General features: G+C 70.4%; 15 protein-coding genes and 1 pseudogene. 7 read left to right on the top strand and 9 right to left on the bottom strand.

What is annotated here, in order from left to right:
* The first annotated feature begins 40 nt into the window (after nucleotides 1-40).
* The 7 genes from MET9862_RS08525 to MET9862_RS08495 all read left to right on the top strand — a co-directional run bounded on the left by MET9862_RS08525 (nucleotide 41) and on the right by MET9862_RS08495 (nucleotide 8,393).
* Nucleotides 41-382 carry a hypothetical protein gene (locus MET9862_RS08525; RefSeq protein WP_142582612.1) on the top strand — a complete coding sequence of 114 codons (342 nt, stop codon included), beginning with the start codon at nucleotides 41-43 and terminating at the stop codon, nucleotides 380-382.
* Between the two features lie 185 nt (nucleotides 383-567).
* The gene (gene fdnG, locus MET9862_RS08520) at nucleotides 568-3,648 is read left to right on the top strand and encodes a formate dehydrogenase-N subunit alpha (RefSeq protein ID WP_142582611.1); all 3,081 of its coding nucleotides are present in this window, start codon (nucleotides 568-570) and stop codon (nucleotides 3,646-3,648) included.
* 13 nt (nucleotides 3,649-3,661) lie between these two features.
* The gene (gene fdxH / locus MET9862_RS08515) at nucleotides 3,662-4,594 is read left to right on the top strand and encodes a formate dehydrogenase subunit beta (protein WP_142582610.1); all 933 of its coding nucleotides are present in this window, start codon (nucleotides 3,662-3,664) and stop codon (nucleotides 4,592-4,594) included.
* Between the two features lie 100 nt (nucleotides 4,595-4,694).
* The gene (locus tag MET9862_RS08510) at nucleotides 4,695-5,417 is read left to right on the top strand and encodes a formate dehydrogenase subunit gamma (protein ID WP_142582609.1); all 723 of its coding nucleotides are present in this window, start codon (nucleotides 4,695-4,697) and stop codon (nucleotides 5,415-5,417) included.
* Nucleotides 5,418-5,420: 3 nt separating this feature from the next.
* Complete coding sequence (fdhE, locus tag MET9862_RS08505; RefSeq protein ID WP_142582608.1) at nucleotides 5,421-6,395, top strand: formate dehydrogenase accessory protein FdhE; 975 nt, start codon at nucleotides 5,421-5,423, stop codon at nucleotides 6,393-6,395.
* Nucleotides 6,396-6,592: 197 nt separating this feature from the next.
* Nucleotides 6,593-7,897 carry an MFS transporter gene (locus tag MET9862_RS08500; RefSeq protein ID WP_142582607.1) on the top strand — a complete coding sequence of 435 codons (1,305 nt, stop codon included), beginning with the start codon at nucleotides 6,593-6,595 and terminating at the stop codon, nucleotides 7,895-7,897.
* 118 nt (nucleotides 7,898-8,015) lie between these two features.
* Nucleotides 8,016-8,393 (top strand): 4-fold beta flower protein, encoded by a 378-nt coding sequence (locus MET9862_RS08495; RefSeq protein WP_142582606.1) that lies wholly within the window; start codon nucleotides 8,016-8,018, stop codon nucleotides 8,391-8,393.
* Here MET9862_RS08495 and MET9862_RS08490 read toward each other — a convergent pair whose 3' ends face one another.
* The 9 genes and pseudogenes from MET9862_RS08490 to MET9862_RS08450 all read right to left on the bottom strand — a co-directional run bounded on the left by MET9862_RS08490 (nucleotide 8,394) and on the right by MET9862_RS08450 (nucleotide 16,708).
* Nucleotides 8,394-9,155, bottom strand: a complete 762-nt coding sequence (locus MET9862_RS08490) for a 5-oxoprolinase subunit PxpA (RefSeq protein ID WP_142582605.1) — start codon at nucleotides 9,153-9,155, stop codon at nucleotides 8,394-8,396.
* Nucleotides 9,156-9,170: 15 nt separating this feature from the next.
* Nucleotides 9,171-10,439: an MFS transporter gene (locus MET9862_RS08485; protein ID WP_142582604.1), complete on the bottom strand. Its 1,269-nt coding sequence runs from the start codon at nucleotides 10,437-10,439 to the stop codon at nucleotides 9,171-9,173.
* A gap of 42 nt (nucleotides 10,440-10,481) precedes the next feature.
* Nucleotides 10,482-11,321: a putative hydro-lyase gene (locus MET9862_RS08480; RefSeq protein WP_185156797.1), complete on the bottom strand. Its 840-nt coding sequence runs from the start codon at nucleotides 11,319-11,321 to the stop codon at nucleotides 10,482-10,484.
* A gap of 13 nt (nucleotides 11,322-11,334) precedes the next feature.
* Complete coding sequence (locus MET9862_RS08475) at nucleotides 11,335-12,351, bottom strand: 5-oxoprolinase subunit C family protein (protein WP_142582602.1); 1,017 nt, start codon at nucleotides 12,349-12,351, stop codon at nucleotides 11,335-11,337.
* Entirely contained in the window at nucleotides 12,348-13,088 is a 741-nt protein-coding gene (locus MET9862_RS08470; RefSeq protein ID WP_244612631.1) for a 5-oxoprolinase subunit B family protein, read from the bottom strand. The genes MET9862_RS08475 and MET9862_RS08470 overlap by 4 nt, the downstream gene beginning before the upstream one ends.
* Before the next feature lie 152 nt (nucleotides 13,089-13,240).
* The gene (locus tag MET9862_RS08465) at nucleotides 13,241-14,149 is read right to left on the bottom strand and encodes a LysR family transcriptional regulator (protein WP_142582601.1); all 909 of its coding nucleotides are present in this window, start codon (nucleotides 14,147-14,149) and stop codon (nucleotides 13,241-13,243) included.
* Nucleotides 14,150-14,210: 61 nt separating this feature from the next.
* Nucleotides 14,211-14,423: a dodecin gene (locus MET9862_RS08460; protein ID WP_142582600.1), complete on the bottom strand. Its 213-nt coding sequence runs from the start codon at nucleotides 14,421-14,423 to the stop codon at nucleotides 14,211-14,213.
* 119 nt (nucleotides 14,424-14,542) lie between these two features.
* Nucleotides 14,543-15,514: pseudogene (locus MET9862_RS08455) on the bottom strand (L,D-transpeptidase family protein); the annotation flags it as partial.
* A gap of 420 nt (nucleotides 15,515-15,934) precedes the next feature.
* A complete protein-coding gene (locus MET9862_RS08450) occupies nucleotides 15,935-16,708 on the bottom strand; it encodes a ferredoxin--NADP reductase (protein ID WP_142582599.1) in 774 nt (257 codons plus the stop codon).
* Between the last annotated feature and the right edge of the window lie 6 nt (nucleotides 16,709-16,714).

Below are 16,714 nucleotides of genomic sequence, written 5' to 3'. Positions count from 1 at the left end.
TTACCCGGCCACCGCCCGACACCCTGCCGGAACCCTGACAATGGCCCTTTCCCGCAACGGCTTAGCCGCCAGCGCCGCCTGCCTGATCCTGCTCGGCACCGCGGCGACCGCCGTCCGGGCCGAGGACGCCATCAAGGGTCAGGACGTGATGGGCGACAAGAGCCGCAGCGCCAATGACGGCTGGAGCCAGGCGCCGGTGCCCCGCGAGCAATCCGCCGCGAAGGACGCGCCCGATCCCGGCGGCCGCTCGACCTCGGAGAATGCCGAGCGTCCCGTGCCGGGCGCCGCGACCGGCTCCACCCCCGGGACCGAGCCGCAGGCGCCGCTCGAGCACCGGACCCCGGGACCGTCGGGCCAGAATCCGGCCGCTCCGGCGAAATAGATCCGACCACGCCGGGCGACCGGTCTTATTTTTCTCTGCGGAACGGACTGAACCGGCCCGCCGAACGTGATGCATTCCCGCAACATCCGGGGGTGCTGTGTCACGCAACCGCACTTGCTTCGCCAGAGGCTTGTGGGACAAGTTGGAATTAGACTAGCTCGCCTTCTTTGGGGAAAACACACACCATGACGGTCCAGGTCTCCAGGCGTGGCCTGCTCAAGGGGGTCGGAAGCGGCCTCGCGGGCGGCACGCTGGGCGCCCTCGGCTTCGGCGGTCTCGAACCTGCCATGGCCGCAGCGGTACGCCCGTTCAAGCTCGCGCAGATGCGCGAGACCCGCAACACCTGCCCCTACTGCTCGGTGGCCTGCGGCGTCATCCTGTACAGCCTCGGCGACAGGTCGAAGAACGCCCGCTCGGCGGTGATGCATGTCGAGGGCGATCCGGATCATCCGGTCAACCGCGGCACGCTCTGCCCGAAGGGCTCGGCGCTGCTCGACTTCGTGCAGTCCGAGACCCGCACGAAGTACCCGCTCTACCGGGCGCCCGGCTCGGCGGAGTTCAAGCGCGTCTCCTGGGACTTCGCCCTCGACCGCGTCGCGCGCCTCCTGAAGGACGACCGCGACAAGAACTTCGTCGCCAAGAACGGCGACCTCACGGTGAACCGCTGGATCAGCACCGGCTTCCTCGGGGCCTCGGCCACCACGAACGAGACGGCCTGGGCGACCTACAAGGTGGTCCGAAGCATGGGGGCCCTGGTCTTCGACAATCAGGCCAGGGTTTGACACGGTCCGTCGGTCGCCAGTTTGGCGCCCTCCTTCGGACGCGGTGCGATGACCAACCTCTGGATGGACATCAAGCACGCGGACGTCATTACCGTGATGGGCGGCAACGCCGCCGAAGCGCATCCCTGCGGCTTCAAATGGGTCGTCGAGGCCAAGGCGCATAACAACGCCAAGCTCATCGTCATCGACCCGCGCTTCACGCGCACGGCCTCGGTGGCCGATCTCTACTGCCCGATCCGGCAGGGGACGGACATCGCGTTCCTGTCGGGCGTGGCGAAGTACCTGCTCGACAACGACAAGCTCCAGCACCGCTACGTCTCGGCCTACAGCAATGCCGGCTACGTCGTGCGCGAGGGCTACACGTTCGAGGACGGCCTCTTCGCCGGCTACGACACGGACAAGCGCGACTACGACAAGACGAGCTGGGACTACGAGATCGGACCCGACGGCTACGCCGTCGTCGACGAGACGATGCAGCACCCGCGCTGCGTCATGCAGCTCCTGAAGAAGCACGTCGCGCTCTACACGCCCGAGATGGTCGAGCGGATCTGCGGCTCGCCGAAGGAGACCTTCCTCAAGGTCTGCGAGATGATCGCCACGACGGCTGCGCCGGAGCGGACGATGACCTCGCTCTACGCCCTCGGCTGGACGCACCACTCCAAGGGCTCGCAGAACATCCGCGCGATGTGCATCGTGCAGACGCTGCTCGGCAATATCGGCATGCTCGGCGGCGGCATGAACGCCCTGCGCGGGCACTCCAACATCCAGGGGCTGACCGATATCGGGCTGATGAGCAACCTCATCCCCGGCTATCTCAACATCCCGATCGAGAAGGAGCCCGACTACGCGAGCTACATCGCCAAGCGGCAGTTCAAGCCGCTGCGTCCGGGACAGACGAGCTACTGGCAGAACTACAGCAAGTTCTTCGTCTCGTTCCAGAAGGCGATGTGGGGCGACAAGGCGCAGAAGGAGAACGACTGGGCCTACGACTATCTGCCCAAGCTCGACGTGCCGACCTACGACATCATCCGTGGGTTCGAGCTCGCCAAGCAGGGCAAGATGACGGGCTACGTCATCCAGGGCTTCAACCCCCTGCTGTCGTTCCCCAACCGCGCCAAGATGACGGAAGCCTTCTCCAAGATGAAGTTCGTCGTGGTGATGGATCCGCTCAAGACCGAGACCGCTCGGTTCTGGGAGAATCACGGCGAGTACAATCCGGTCGACCCGTCCAAGATCCAGACCGAGGTGTTCGAGCTGCCGACCACCCTCTTCGCCGAGGAGGAGGGCTCGCTCTCGAATTCGAGCCGCTGGCTGCAATGGCATTGGCAGGCGCAGGAGCCGCCGGGCGAGTGCCGCTCGGACATCGAGATCATGTCCGAGATCTACCTGCGCGTGAAGGCCCTGTACGAGAAGGAGGGGGGTGCCTTCCCCGACCCGATCGTCAACCTGAAATGGGACTACGCCATCGCGGAATCGCCGACGCCGGTCGAGCTCGCGCGCGAGCTCAACGGCTACACGGTGGCGCCGACGCAGGACCTCAACGGCCAGACGATCCCCGCCGGCCGCCAGGTCGACGGCTTCGCCCAGCTCAAGGATGACGGCTCGACCGCCTGCGGCTGCTGGATCTATTCCGGCTGCTACACGGAGAAGGGCAACACCATGGCCCGCCGGGACAACACCGATCCCGGCAATCGCGGCATCGCGCCGAACTGGGCCTTCGCCTGGCCGGCCAACCGGCGGGTTCTCTACAACCGCGCCTCGTGCGACCCCGAGGGGAAGCCGTGGTCGGAGAAGAAGAAGCTCATCGAGTGGAACGGCAAGCAGTGGGTCGGCTTCGACGTGCCGGATTACGGCGCGACCATCGCCCCCGACAAGAATGTCGGTCCGTTCATCCTGAACCAGGAGGGCGTCGCCCGCCTGTGGACCCGCGGCCTCATGCGCGACGGGCCCTTCCCGACGCATTACGAGCCGTTCGAGTCCCCGGTGCAGAACGTCGCCTTCCCGAAGATCAAGGGAGCTCCGGCCGCCCGTATCTTCAAGGGTGACCTCGCCGAGCTCGGCACCTCGGAGGAGTTCCCCTACGCGGCGACGAGCTACCGGCTCACCGAGCACTTCCACGGCTGGACCAAGCACGCGAAGATCAACGCGATCCTCCAACCGGAGGCCTTCGTCGAGATCTCCGAGGAGCTTGCCAAGGAGAAGGGCATCGTCAAGGGCGGCTGGGTCCGCGTCTGGTCGAAGCGCGGCTCGCTCAAGGCGAAGGCCGTGGTGACCAAGCGCGTCAAGCCGCTGATCTGCGACGGCAAGACGGTCCACGTGGTGGGTATTCCCCAGCACTGGGGCTTCATCGGCCACACCAAGAAAGGATGGCACCCGAACTCGCTCACCCCGGTCGTCGGCGACGCCAACACCGAGACGCCCGAGTTCAAGGCCTGGCTCGTCAACATCGAGGCGACGACGCCTCCGGCTGACGCCGTGGCCTGAGGGAGCATGACAGATGGCTGACTACAGCTCCCTCGACATCCGGCAGCGCTCCGCCTCCACGGACCAGCCGCCGGCCATCCGCGCCCAGATGGAGGTCGCCAAGCTCATCGACGTGTCGAAGTGCATCGGCTGCAAGGCCTGCCAGGCGGCATGCGAGGAGTGGAACGACCTGCGCGACGACGTCGGTGTGAACACCGGCGTCTACGACAACCCGCACGACCTGACGCCGAAGACGTGGACCCTGATGCGGTTCACGGAATACGAGAACCCCGAGACCAACAATCTCGAGTGGCTGATCCGCAAGGACGGCTGCATGCATTGCACCGAGCCGGGCTGCCTCAAGGCCTGCCCGTCCCCCGGCGCCATCGTGCAGTACTCGAACGGCATCGTGGACTTCGTCGAGGAGAACTGCATCGGCTGCGGCTATTGCGTGAAGGGCTGCCCCTTCAACATTCCGCGGCTCTCCGAGAAGGACCACAAGGCCTACAAGTGCACCCTGTGCTCGGACCGCGTCGCGGTGGGTCAGGCCCCGGCCTGCGCCAAGGCGTGCCCGACGGGCTCGATCATGTTCGGCACCAAGCAGGCCATGATCGAGCAGGCGCACGAGCGGGTCGAGGACCTGCAGTCGCGCGGCTTCAAGCATGCCGGCCTCTACGACCCGGCGGGCGTGGGCGGCACGCACGTGATGTACGTGCTCCACCACAACGACAAGCCGAGCCTCTATGCCGGCCTGCCGAACGACCCGAAGATCTCGCCGCTCGTCGCCTTCTGGAAGGGCGGGGCGAAGGTGTTCGGTCTCGCCGCGATGGGCTTCGCGGCGGTCGCGGGCTTCTTCCACTACGTCACCGCCGGCCCGAACGAGGTGGTGCCGGAGGAGGAGGACGAGGCGGTCGAGCTCGACAAGGAGACCCGCGAGCGCACGGGCGGCGAGGCGCGGCCTCACTGATCCCACGCGCTGCGCGCATGGCCTCGCGCACGGCCCGGGCTTGAAGCGCCCGGGCCGTGCGCTCCATTCCATGAGACATCGTCCTGCCGAAACGGGTGCTATGACGATCCATACCGACATCCGGGACGGCGAGAGCCGTCCGCTCCGCGAGACCCGGAGCGAGCCGCACGAGATCCTCTACGTGCCGCGCTACACGGGCCTGCAGCGCGTGAACCACTGGATCACCGCGATCCTGTTCACGCTGCTGACCCTGTCGGGCCTGGCCATGTTCACGCCCTTCCTGAACTTCCTCACCGGCCTGTTCGGCGGGGGCCAGGCGACACGGGCGATCCATCCCTGGCTCGGCGTCGCGCTGGTGGTCAGCTTCGCGCTGCTCTTCATCCGCTTCTGGAAACTCAACATCCCCAACAAGGACGATGTCGAGTGGACGAAGCATATCGGTGACGTGGTGACCAACCGCGAGGACCGCCTGCCGGAGCTCGGCAAGTACAATGCTGGTCAGAAGGGCGTGTTCTGGGGCCAGACGGCCTTGATCGGGATCATGTTCGTCACCGGGCTGGCCATCTGGCACGAGTATTTCGCCGGCTGGACCTCGATCGAGACGCAGCGCTGGGCGCTGCTGTTCCACTCGCTGGCCGCCGTGATCGCCATCGCGATCATCGTGGTTCACATCTATGCGGGCATCTGGGTGCGCGGCACCGGCCGGGCCATGGTGCGCGGCACGGTGACGGGCGGCTGGGCCTACCGGCACCACCGCAAGTGGTTCCGGCAGCTCGCCGGCGGCAAGGTGGAGCGCGGCTCCGTGGACAAGCGCGGATCCTGAGCGTTGGCCCGTTTCTTCAAGCGCAACGCCGCGCCGAAGGGCGCGGCGCCCGAGCCCGCGTCCGACGCCCCGAGACGGCCCCGCGAGCTGAAGCCCGAGCCCGAGCGCATCGGCATCTCCGGCTCGGTGCCCTTCGTGCGCCTGCCCGCGCCCGACACGCTCTTCGCCGCCCGGGCCAAGCGCCTGCGGACGCTGGCGCCCGACCACCCGCTCGGCGGCTATCTCGCCTTCCTGGCCCAGGTCGCGGAGGCACAGGCGGCCGTCCAGGCGGAGCGCCCGGCCGCCCGGCCCCCCGCCGATGCCGACACCGCGCTGCGCCTGGAGCACGGCATGCCGCCGCTCTCGCGCCAGGGGCTCGACGCCGACTTCCCCGAGGTGATGGCCGCTTTGCTCGCGAGGCTCGAACTCGGCACCGCCCCGGCCCCGGCGCGCGACGCCGTCGACACCCTGCGCAAAAGCTCCCGCGAGGACAGACTCGACCTCGCCGTGCAGCTCTTCGAGGGCGCGATCCCCGTCGAGCGGGTGGCGGAATGCGTCTACGTGGCGGCAGCGCTGCAGATCTGCCTCGCCGGGCAGGCGGCCGGGCTCGACGCCAAGGCCCTGAAGCCGGTGGCGGACGGGGTCTGCCCGGCCTGCGGCGGCGCGCCGGTGGCGAGCCTGATCGTCGGCTGGACGCCCGCCGACAAGGCGCGCTACCTCGCCTGCTCCCTCTGCGGCACCCAGTGGAACCACGTGCGCATCCGCTGCACCGCCTGCGGCTCGGGCGAGGGCATCAGCTATTACGGGCTCGACGAGGTCTCGGGCGACATCCAGGTCGAGACCTGCACGACCTGCCACAGCTTCATCAAGCACCTGCACCAGCACCGCGACCCGGCCCTCGACCCGGTCGCGGACGACATCGCCTCCTACGGCCTCGACCTGAAGATCGCCGAGGAGGGCTTCCGCAAGGCCGGACTCAACCTCCTGATGATCGGATAAGGCTCGCCGAGGCGTGAACGCCGCGGGTGGTTCGGCCGCCGCCCGCGCGCCCTATCTCGCCTCGGCACGCGCACTGCCCGACGGGAGCCACGGCCGAATGCCTTCACGACCCGACCACCTCGCCGCCCGCTGCCGGCCGGCGCCGGTCCGCCCCCGGCACGAAGCCGGCCGCTGAGCGGATCGCGGGACCGACAGGCATGGATGCGAGATCCCCCGTCCAGGCGACGCACGCGGCCCTCGACCGCAAGGCGGTCGGCGCCGTGGTGCTCGGCAACGCGCTCGAATTCTACGACTTCACCGTCTACGCCTTCTTCGCCAAGCCGATCGGCGAGGCCTTCTTCCCCGATGCCGATGCGAGCCACAGCCTGCTCGCCTCCCTCGCCCTGTTCGGCATCGGCTACGTGATGCGCCCGATCGGGGGCGCCCTCATCGGCGCCTTCGCCGACCGGGCCGGGCGCAAGCCGGCAATGCTCCTCACCATCGGGCTGATGGCGCTGGGCATGCTGATGCTCGCGGCCTGCCCGGGCTACGCGCAGATCGGCGGCTGGGCGCAGGCCATCGTCGTCGCCGGCCGGCTGATCCAGGGCCTGGCGCTCGGCGGCGAGGTCGGCCCCTCGACCGCCTACCTGCTCGAGGCGGCGCCGCCGGGCCGGCGTGGCTTCGTGGCGAGCTGGCAGATCGCGAGCCAGGGTTGCGCGGCGCTCCTCGCCGGCCTCCTGGCCACGGCCTTGGCCCTCGCGGTCGGCGACGCCGCCATGACCGCCTGGGGCTGGCGCGTGATGTTCCTCGTCGGCCTCGCCGTCGTGCCGGTCGGCCTCGTCATCCGCAGCCACCTGCCCGAGACCGCCGGGACCGGCGCGGATCCGGGCGCGGCGGCCTCGACGGCGGCCGTGATCGCCCGGCTGCTGCGCGATCACGGGCGCCTCCTCGGGCTGACCTTCCTGGTCATCGCCGCCTCGACGGTCTCGAACGCGGTCGGCACCAACATGCCGGTCTATGCCGGCGCCACGCTCGGCCTCAGCGAGACCGCCGCGACCGCGGTGCCGATCGCGCTGGGCCTCGCCTCCGTGGCCTTCCCGCTGCTCGGCGGCCTCCTCGCCGACCGCTTCGGCCGCCGGCCGGTGATGATCTGGCCGCGCGCCCTCATCCTCGTCCTGGCGGTGCCGGCCTTCGCCTGGCTGCTGCGCTCACCGGGCCCGGCCGCGGTCTATGCGGTGACCTTCCTGCTCTCCGCCCTGTCCTCGATCAACGCGGCGGCGATCATCGTCGGCATCCCGGAGTCCCTGCCGCGCTCGGTCCGCAGCGCCGGGCTCTCCATCGTCTACGCCCTCGCCGTCTCCCTGTTCGGCGGCAGCACCAACTACGTGATCAACTGGCTGATCGCCGCGACCGGCGATCGGATGGCGCCGGCCTACTACCTCGCCGCCTTCAGCCTCGTCGGCACGCTGGCCGCCCTGATGCTGCCCGAGACGCGCGGGCGCGACCTCGACGCGGAGGTCTGAGACCCCCGTCGAACCACCGCGCGCGGGCGCCGCGACATTTCGGGCCGCAGCCCTTCACAGGCGGGGCCACCTTGCGCATATCGAGACCTCGGACCCTCAGCGCGGGAGATCTGCCGCGGTGGAGCCCCTGTTCTCGCCCGCCTGCGAGCTCGTCGGCTGGATCGGCGACGACACGTTCATCTTCGACCTCGATCTGGAGACCGTCGCCTTCGTCGCGGACGGCCATGCCTGGTCGATGCGCTCCTGCGTGTGGCTCGGCCCCGTCGATCGCCTCACCTGCATGGACCGGCAGGGCCGGCCGGTCGTCTGGAGCTGGGCCCGCGCGATCACCTCGCGCGGCAGCCCGGTGAAGCCGGGGCGCCCGAAGCGCCCCCTGCCGCCGAAGCGGCCGCTCCGCCCCTTGAACCCGCATCGCCCGCCGACGCCGCTGGCCCCGACCTCCGGCTGGTCCCGCCTCACCTTCACGGAATGGCTGGACGAAGCGGCCGTCGCCTGATCAGGCCGCGAAGGCCGCGAGCCGCACGCCCGCCCCTTCGAGCCGCGCGCGCACGGTGCGGGCCGTGGCGACGGCGTGATCGGAATCGCCGTGGACGCAGATCGAGCGGATCGGCGTCGGCAGGCGCGCGCCTTGCGCCGTGATGATCGCCCCCGCCTCCACCATGGCGAGCACCCGGTCGGCGGCCTCTTGCGCGTCCGTGATCAGGGCGCCCGGCTTGCCGCGGGCGATGAGCTGGCCGTCCTCGGTATAGCCGCGATCGGCGAAGATCTCCTGATGCACCGCGAGCCCCTGCGCCTCGCCGGCCTCCACCTGCGCGGTGAGCGCGATGGCGAGCAGCGCGAGGCCCGGGTCGACGGCCTTCACCGCGCGGGCGATGGCGTCGGCGACCTCCCGCTCGGCCGCGGCGAGATTGGCGAGGGCCCCATGCGCCTTCACATAGGTGACGCGGTGGCCGGCATAGCTGGCCAGCGCCTGGGCGGCCCCGACCTGATAGGCGACGAGCCGCTCGATCTCGGCCGGCGTGAACGGCATCCGGCGCCGGCCGAAGCCCCAGAGATCGGGGAAGCCGGGAGGGGCCCCCACCGCCACGCCCCGCGCGCGGGCGAGCCGGAAGGTCGCCGCCATGATCTCGGGATCGCCCGCATGCAGCCCGCAGGCGACGTTGGCCGAGGTGACGAGGCCGAGCATGGCCCCGTCATCGCCGCAGGCATAGGCGCCGTAGCCCTCGCCGAGATCCGCGTTGAGATCGACCTCACCCATCCTTCGTCTCTCCTCTCAGGCCGCCGCCGCCTGGTCCCGGCGGGCCGGCTCACCCTGCGTGTCGAGGTCGCGGCCCACGGTCTCCGGCAGGAGGAAGGCCGCGACGATCACGAGGCAGTAAGCCGCCCCCGCCACGACGCCAATGGCGAAACCGAGCGTCAGCGAGCCGCTGAGATGCCCGACCAGCGCCGGGCAGATCGCACCGACCGCCCGGCCGAAATTGTAGCAGAACCCCTGCGCCGAGCCCCGCACCCGGCTCGGGAACAGTTCGGCCAGGAAGGCGCCCATGCCGGAGAACACGCCGGACAGGAAGAAGCCGAGGGGGAAGCCGAGCACCAGCATCATGGCGTCGGTGACCGGGATCAGCGTGTAGGCGAGCACCAGGATCCCGGCGCAGAAGCCGAACAGGATGAAGCCCTTGCGCCGGCCGATGCGGTCCGAGAGCCAGGCGCTGGTGAGATAGCCGAGGAACGAGCCGAGGATCAGGATCAGCAGGTAGCCGCTGGTGTTGAGCACCGAGAGGTTGCGCTCGGTCTTCAGGTAGGTCGGCAGCCAGGTGGTCACCGCGTAGTAGCCGCCCTGCATGCCGGTGGCGAGCAGGCTCGCCAGCGCGGTGCGGCCGACCAGGTCGCGGGAGAAGATGTCGAGGAAGTTGCCCGCGTCGCCGACCCGGCGCATCGCGGCGCGGGTCTCGCGATAGACCTCCGGATCCGCGATGCTGCGGCGGATCCAGACGATCAGGATCGCCGGCAGCGCGCCGAGCCAGAACAGCACCCGCCAGGCGAGGGCCGGCTCGGCCAGCGCGAAGACCGCCCAGAAGGCGATCGCCGCGCAGGCCCAGCCCACCGCCCAGCTCGACTGGACGAGGCCGACCGCCTTGCCGCGGTAGCGCGCCTGGATCGCCTCGGCGATCAGCACCGAGCCCACCGACCACTCGCCGCCGAAGCCGAAGCCCTGCATGGCGCGGGTGAAGAGAAGCTGCTCGTAGGATTGGGTGAAGCCGCTCAGCACCGTGAACAGCGTGAACCACGCCACCGTGCCCTGCAGGACGAGGACGCGGCCGTAGCGGTCGGCGAGGATGCCCGCGGCCCAGCCGCCGACCGCCGAGGTGACGAGGGCGGCGGTGGCGATGTTGCCCGCCTCGACCTTGGTCAGGCCCCAGACCACGACGAGGGTCGGGATGATGAAGGTGTAGACCATGTAGTCGAAGGCATCGACGCCGTAACCGGCGAACGCCGCGCCGAGCACCCGGCGCTCCTCGGGATTGGTGTCCTTCAACCACATGGCAGGGGTCCTCCTCGGGCGGGTCGTCGGGCTTTCAGGGGGTCACAGGAACGGCAGGTCGCGGTTCATGAGGTCGGTGATCAGCATGTGGCCGGGGGCGTGGGTGATGCAGAGCGGGGGCCGCGCCGCCATCGCCACCGCCTGGGGCGTCACCCCGCAGGCCCAGAAGACCGGGATCTCGTCGGGCGCGATCGCGACCGGGTCGCCGAAATCCGGCTTGGCGAGGTCGGCGATGCCGATGAGGCCTGGGTCGCCGAGATGGACCGGCGCGCCGTGCACCGCCGGCACGCGCGCCGTCACTTGAACGGCCTTGATCGCATCGGCAGCCGTCATCGGCCGCATCGAGACCACGAGCGGCCCGTGGAAGGGGCCGGCGGGCTTGGTCTCGATGGCGGTGCGGTACATCGCGACGTTGCGGCCCTCGGCCACGTGCCGCAGCGGGATCCCGGCCTCGATCAGGGCCGCCTCGAAGGAGAAGGAGCAGCCGAGCACGAAGGTGACGAGGTCGTCCCGCCACAGGCCGGTGAGGTCTGTGACCTCGGCGACCATCTCGCCGTTCTCGAAGACGCGATAGGCCGGCACGTCGGTGGCGATGTCGAGGTCGGCGCCGAGCGCCGGCAGGTCGCGCGCCCCCGGCTGCGAGACCGCGAGCACCGGGCAGGGCTTCGGGTTCTGCTGGCAGAACCGCTGGAACTCCGCCGCCAGCGCCTGCGGCAGGATCATCAGGTTGCCCTGGACATGAGCGGGCGCGAGGCCCGAGGTATGGCCGCGCCAGGCGCCGCTCCGGATGGCGCGGCGGGCCGCGGCCGCGTCGGCGAAGGGGGAGACGGTGCGGTTCGGGGCGAGCGCCCCCTCACCGATAGGCTGGGTCATCGCGGTCATTCCGTGCGGGGGCTCATCCGACGACGCCGTCGATGAGGTTGCGGCCGAGCAGGAACTCGGAGCTGAACGTGGTGCGGATCACCGGCTCCAGCGCGATCGCCGGCTCCAGCGCGGCGGCCTCGGCGCGGCGCGCCGCCACCGCCTCGGCGACGGACACGGCGCGGAAGCGCAGCCGCGTTCCCCCCTGCGCCTGGGCGAGGCGGCCGAGATCGGCCCCGATCACGGTGGCGATCTTCGGGTAGCCGCCGGTCGGCTGGCGGTCGGCCATCAGGATGATCGGCAGGCCCTGGCCCGGCACCTGGATCGCCCCCATGGCGATCCCGTCCGAGACGATGTCGTGGCCCTTGGCGTGCGTCAGCGGCGTGCCGTCGAGGAAGCAGGCCATGCGGTCGCCCTTCGGGCTCACCGTCCAGTCGCGGGCGAGGAAGGCCGCGATCTCGGGCTCCGCGAAGTAATCGTCCTGCGGCCCGAGCACGACGCGGATCGCCTCGGGCGACCGGTCGAGCCAGGGGGCGACGAGGGCGGCGGGCTCGCCGAGACGCGCGCGGGCCTCGTCCGCCGCGAGCCCGTCCCCGGGCCTGAGCGCCCGGCCGTCGAGACCGCCGAGGCCGGAGCGGGTATGGGTCGCGGTCGAGCCGAGCACGGGCGCCACGTCGAGGCGGCCGGCGACCGCGAGATAGCACCAAGCGCCCGCCCGGCCGGCACGGATCCGCAGCGCCATGCCGGGACGCAGGGTCAGCGCGGCGGCGGGCGGCAGGGGCCGGCCGTCGCAATCGATGCGGAAGGCGCCCCCGGCGAGCGCGATGTCGAGGGGCGCCTCCTCCACGGTGAGGGCGAGGCCGCCGAGCCCCACCTCGATCGCGGTGGCACCGAGGGGGTTGCCAAGCGCCCGGTTGGCGGTGGCGTGGGCGAGCGGGTCCATCGGCCCGGCCGGCGTGATGCCGTAGCGCATGGCGCCGTGCCGGCCGGCATCCTGCAGGGTGGCGCCCCCATGGGCTTCGAGGATGCGCAGGATGGGCCGGACGCTCACGAGGCCCTCCGCGCGACGATCTCGCCCCCGGCGGCGCGCCGCTCCAGGCCGCTGAAGGTGTCCGCGTCCACCGGCTCGAAGCGCAGCGTGTCGCCGCTCTCGATCAGGAAGGCGGGGTCGCGCCCCTCGACGAAGAGGCGCTCGGGGGTGCGGGCGAGGACGTACCAGCCGGTCGGCATCGGGAAGGTGCCGATGGCCGCGAGCCCTCCGCCGATCATCACCGCGCCGGGCGGGTGCGGGGGCCGCGGGCTCGGACGGCGCGGCAGGGCGAGCGCCTCGGGCAGACCGCCGAGATAGGCGAAGCCCGGCGCGAAGCCGTACATGTAGACCCGGTACTCGGCTTCCGCATGGAGCGCCGCCACGGCCGCGACGTCGCGCCCGGCCAGCTCCGCGACCTCGGCGATGTCCTCGGCGAAGGCCGGATCGTAGCAGCAGGGCATGGTCCAGCGGCGGCCCGCGCCCCGCGCGGCGCCCGGCTCCGTGAGCCGGCCCTCGACCGCCGCGACGAGGGCGGCGCGGGAGAGGACCAGCGGATCGTAGTGGACCATCAGCGAGCGGTAGGTCGGCACCGTCTCGGCGAGGCCCCGGGGCGGCTCGGCAGTCAGGGCGGCGTCGAGGGCGAGTACCCGGTCGTTGATCGCCGGATCGACGCGCGCGCCGAACTCCACCACCAGGGCCGCCTCGCCCGCGTCGAGGAAGCGCGGGCGCAGGTCCGTCTCGGGATCGGGTGCCGCCAAGGAGGGCCTCCGGGTGATGCGTCCGCATGGGTCGGCGCCGCGTCGGGAGCGGTCGTCGCCCGGCGCGGCCGTCTGCCGCGCGAAGCATCACTGTCCCATCCTGCCGCTTTGCGCGCCAATCGTGGTTGCGAATGACTCGCGATAATCGGGCGTTATCGGTCCGCCGCGCCGGCCCCGTCCGTCCAGGCCTGCGCCACCTCCTGCGCGAGGCGCGCCGCCTCGGTCACGAGGTGGTGGTCGGGCCGATTGGCGTAGGTGGCGGTGAACACGATATCCGACAGGCTCTGCTCGGCCGGCAGGATGACGAGGTCCCCGGAGGCGAGTTCACGGCGTACCACATCGGGCGGGATCAGGCAGATGCCGAGCCCCTCGACGCCCATCTTCACGATGGTGGCGAGCGAGGCGCTGGTGTGGATCTGGCTCGGCAGGAGGTTCGCGCGCAGCACGAGGTCGCGCAGCTCCACATAGGGGCTGGTGTTCTTCGGATAGGTGATGAGCGGGTGGCGCAGCAACGCGCCGAGGCTCAGGGGCGCCTCCGCGGTGATCAGCTGCGGCGCGGCGATCCAGGCCACCGTGGTGCTGAACAGGGGCCGGTTGACGAGGTTCGGCAGGGTGATCGGCCCGACCAGGAAGGCGAGGTCGAGGTCGTTGCCGAGGAGCGCCGCCTGCATGTTCGGCGAGATGTCGACGGTGATGTCGACGCTCACGGCCGGATAGACCGCCCGCATGCGCTCGACGAAGCGCATCAGCCACATCTGCACGATGGTCTCGGAGACGCCGAGGCGCAGCGTCCCGGTCATCCGCCCGGGCTCCGAGAGCGCCGCCTCCATCTCCGCCCGCAACGCCAGGAAGCGCTCGGCGAAGCCGAGCAGCGCCCGGCCGCGCCCGGTCAGAACCACATCGCGGGTGCGGCGCTCGAACAGGGTGCCGTATTCGTGCTCCAGCGCGGCGATGCGCTGGGACACGGCGGGCTGGGTGGTGTTCACCTGCTCGCTCGCCCGGCGGAAGCTCGAGAAGGTGGCGACCCAGTAGAAGATCTCGAGGCTGCGGAAATCGGCCATGGGGCAGGTTCTCTCGGGGCGGGTGGCGCGCCCAGGCGCCCCGAAGCACGGCCCGGACCGCTCAGGCGCCTTCCATGGTGAAGCCGACCTTCAGCGTCACCTGGTAGTGCTGCACCTTGCCGTTCTCGATATGGCCGCGCGTCTCCATCACCTCGAACCAGCGCAGGTTGCGCACCGTCTGGCTCGCCCGTTCCACGGCGCCCTGGATCGCATCCTCGATCGACAGCTTGGACGAGCCGACCAGCTCGACGACCTTGTAGACATGCTCCGACATCGCGGCCTCCACATCACAACCGATCGAGGATTGTGGAGGCGTCGCGATCCGGATCAAGGGCTGCCCTGTCAGCGCCCGGCGCGCGCGGGCCGGGCGGTGTCCACGATCTCCTGCGGCTCGGCCAGCGTCTCGGGCCGGCTGACCTCGCCGAGGTCATGGCGGCCGTACTCCCTGGCGCTGTAGGGCTGCTCCTCCTCCTTGCTGCCGAGGCTCGCGAAGGCCGTCATGTTGGCGGGCCGGAAGACCGGGTTCTGCCCGCCATCCTGATAGACCACCCGCGTCGCCGGCGTGCCCTTGGCCACCAACTCGGCGATCTGCCGGTCGTCCTGCGCCCGCTTCTCCGCCACCTGCGGATCGACGGCCGGGTTGCAGGAGCCGGCCGCGGCGTCGGGCCCGCCGAAGACGTATTTGGTGCCGCAGACACCGACCTGCGGCTCCTGGCGCAGGGCCTCGAAATAGTCGGCGCCCTCCTTCAGGTTTCGCCAGTACGGCGCGTTCGGATCGTTGCGGAACTTGGCCATGTTCTGGGCTGTCATCCGGAACGGATAGGACTGGAACTGGAAGGCGCGCTGGCCGCCCGAGAAGGCCTCGCGGGCGATGGCGTAGATCTCGGCCATCGAGGCGTCGGTCATGGCGAAGCAGCCGGCCGACGAGCAGGTGCCGTGTACCATCAGGTAGCTGCCGGTGCGCCCGTTGGCGCGGTCGAAGGCGTTCGGGTAGCCGGTATCGAAGGAGAGATAGTAGGACGAGTTCGGGTTCATCTGGCCCGGGCTGATCGCGTAGAAGCCTTCCGGCGCCTGCCGGTCGCCCTCCCGCATTTTCGGCCCGAGCTGTCCGGACCAGCGGCAGATCGGGAAGGTCTTGAGCAGCGCGTAGCGGCCGGAGCCGTCGCGCTTCCAGACCTCCATCTCCGCCTCCTTCTTGTAGGCGCGGATCAGGATCGGGTCGGACTGGCTCATCCCCTTCGTCTGCATCAGCGACAGGGTCTGCGCGGGAATCGGGGCGAGATGCCGGGTCGAGGAATCCTGGCAGGCCCCGAGACCGAGCATCGACACGGCGAGGCCCGCCGCCGCCAGGGAACGCACACCCATCGCAAACCCTCGTTCCAAACTCTCGCCAGCCCCTCGCGACCGCATGTCCCGGCGACCCGCCCCAGTTCGCGGCACAGTTCCGGCGGATATGAGGCAGGGCCGCCCTCAGCGTCGGGCTTGTGAATTCCGGGCATTGCGCGCCTCGGGAGGGCCGATCCCATCCTTTGGCGGGTCCAGGGCGGAGCCGGAGGCGTTCTCGTCAGGGCTCCGCCCGGACACCCCAGCGAAGCGACTCGTCCCTCTGGGATCCCGGGACTCGCCTACGGGGCCGCCCCGTGGTCGCCGAGGCGGCCCCGTGCGGTTTCGCAGCGACGGCCTCGGCATCGGACCTCCAGCGGGCGGGCCCCCTGCGCCCGCCCTTGTACGGGCGGCCGAGACCCGAGCCGGCGACGCTGTGACGAGGATGCGCCGCGCAGCTCGCTACTTCTCGACGAAGGCCTTCTCGATGACGAAGTGCCCGGCCTCGCCGTGGTTGCCCTCCTCGTAGCCGCCCTCGACCAGGAGCTGGCGGGTGTCGCGGATCATCTCCGGCGAGCCGCAGAGCATGAAGCGGTCGGCCTCGCGGCTCATCATCGGCAGGCCGATGTCGGAGAACAGCTTGCCCGAGACCATCAGGTCGGTGATCCGCCCGCTGTTGCGGAACGGCTCGCGCGTCACGGTCGGATAGTAGATCAGCTGGCGCGAGATCATCTCGCCCAGGAACTCGTGGCGCGGCAGCGTCTCGGTGATGGTCTCGCCATAGGCCAGCTCCTCCACCCGGCGGCAGCCATGGACCAGCACCACCGTCTCGAAACGGTCGTAGGTCTCGGGATCCTTGATGATCGACAGGAAGGGGGCCAAACCCGTGCCGGTGCCGAGCAGGTAGAGGTGGCGGCCGGGCTCGAGGTTGTCGAGCACGAGCGTGCCGGTGGGCTTCTTGCCGACGATGATCGGATCGCCGACCTTGAGGTGCTGGAGCTTGCTGGTGAGGGGGCCGTTGGCGACCTTGATGGAGAAGAACTCCAGCTCCTCCTCGTAGTTGGCCGACACCACCGAGTAGGCGCGCAGCAGCGGCCGGCCCTCGACCTCGAGGCCGATCATGGTGAACTCGCCGTTGCGGAAGCGGAAGCCCGGGTCGCGCGTGGTGCGGAACGAGAACAGCGTGTCCGTCCAGTGATGCACCGACAGCACACGCTCCTCGAAATACTTGCTCATCGGTCG

This window comes from Methylobacterium symbioticum, from assembly GCF_902141845.1.
GTDB lineage: Bacteria > Pseudomonadota > Alphaproteobacteria > Rhizobiales > Beijerinckiaceae > Methylobacterium > Methylobacterium symbioticum.
The sequence above is the reverse complement of the archived record's forward strand: the minus strand, read 5'-3'. Positions and strand labels throughout refer to the sequence as shown.

Excerpts from the sequence above, each read along its gene's own strand:
- MET9862_RS08525 (WP_142582612.1), top strand. The coding sequence starts at position 41 with ATGGCCCTTTCCCGCAACGGCTTAGCCGCCAGCGCCGCCTGCCTGATC.
- fdxH (WP_142582610.1), top strand. The coding sequence starts at position 3,662 with ATGGCTGACTACAGCTCCCTCGACATCCGGCAGCGCTCCGCCTCCACG.
- MET9862_RS08510 (WP_142582609.1), top strand. The coding sequence starts at position 4,695 with ATGACGATCCATACCGACATCCGGGACGGCGAGAGCCGTCCGCTCCGC.
- MET9862_RS08500 (WP_142582607.1), top strand. The coding sequence starts at position 6,593 with ATGGATGCGAGATCCCCCGTCCAGGCGACGCACGCGGCCCTCGACCGC.
- MET9862_RS08490 (WP_142582605.1), bottom strand. The coding sequence starts at position 9,155 with ATGGGTGAGGTCGATCTCAACGCGGATCTCGGCGAGGGCTACGGCGCC.
- MET9862_RS08485 (WP_142582604.1), bottom strand. The coding sequence starts at position 10,439 with ATGTGGTTGAAGGACACCAATCCCGAGGAGCGCCGGGTGCTCGGCGCG.
- MET9862_RS08480 (WP_185156797.1), bottom strand. The coding sequence starts at position 11,321 with ATGACCGCGATGACCCAGCCTATCGGTGAGGGGGCGCTCGCCCCGAAC.
- MET9862_RS08465 (WP_142582601.1), bottom strand. The coding sequence starts at position 14,149 with ATGGCCGATTTCCGCAGCCTCGAGATCTTCTACTGGGTCGCCACCTTC.
- MET9862_RS08460 (WP_142582600.1), bottom strand. The coding sequence starts at position 14,423 with ATGTCGGAGCATGTCTACAAGGTCGTCGAGCTGGTCGGCTCGTCCAAG.
- MET9862_RS08450 (WP_142582599.1), bottom strand. The coding sequence starts at position 16,708 with ATGAGCAAGTATTTCGAGGAGCGTGTGCTGTCGGTGCATCACTGGACG.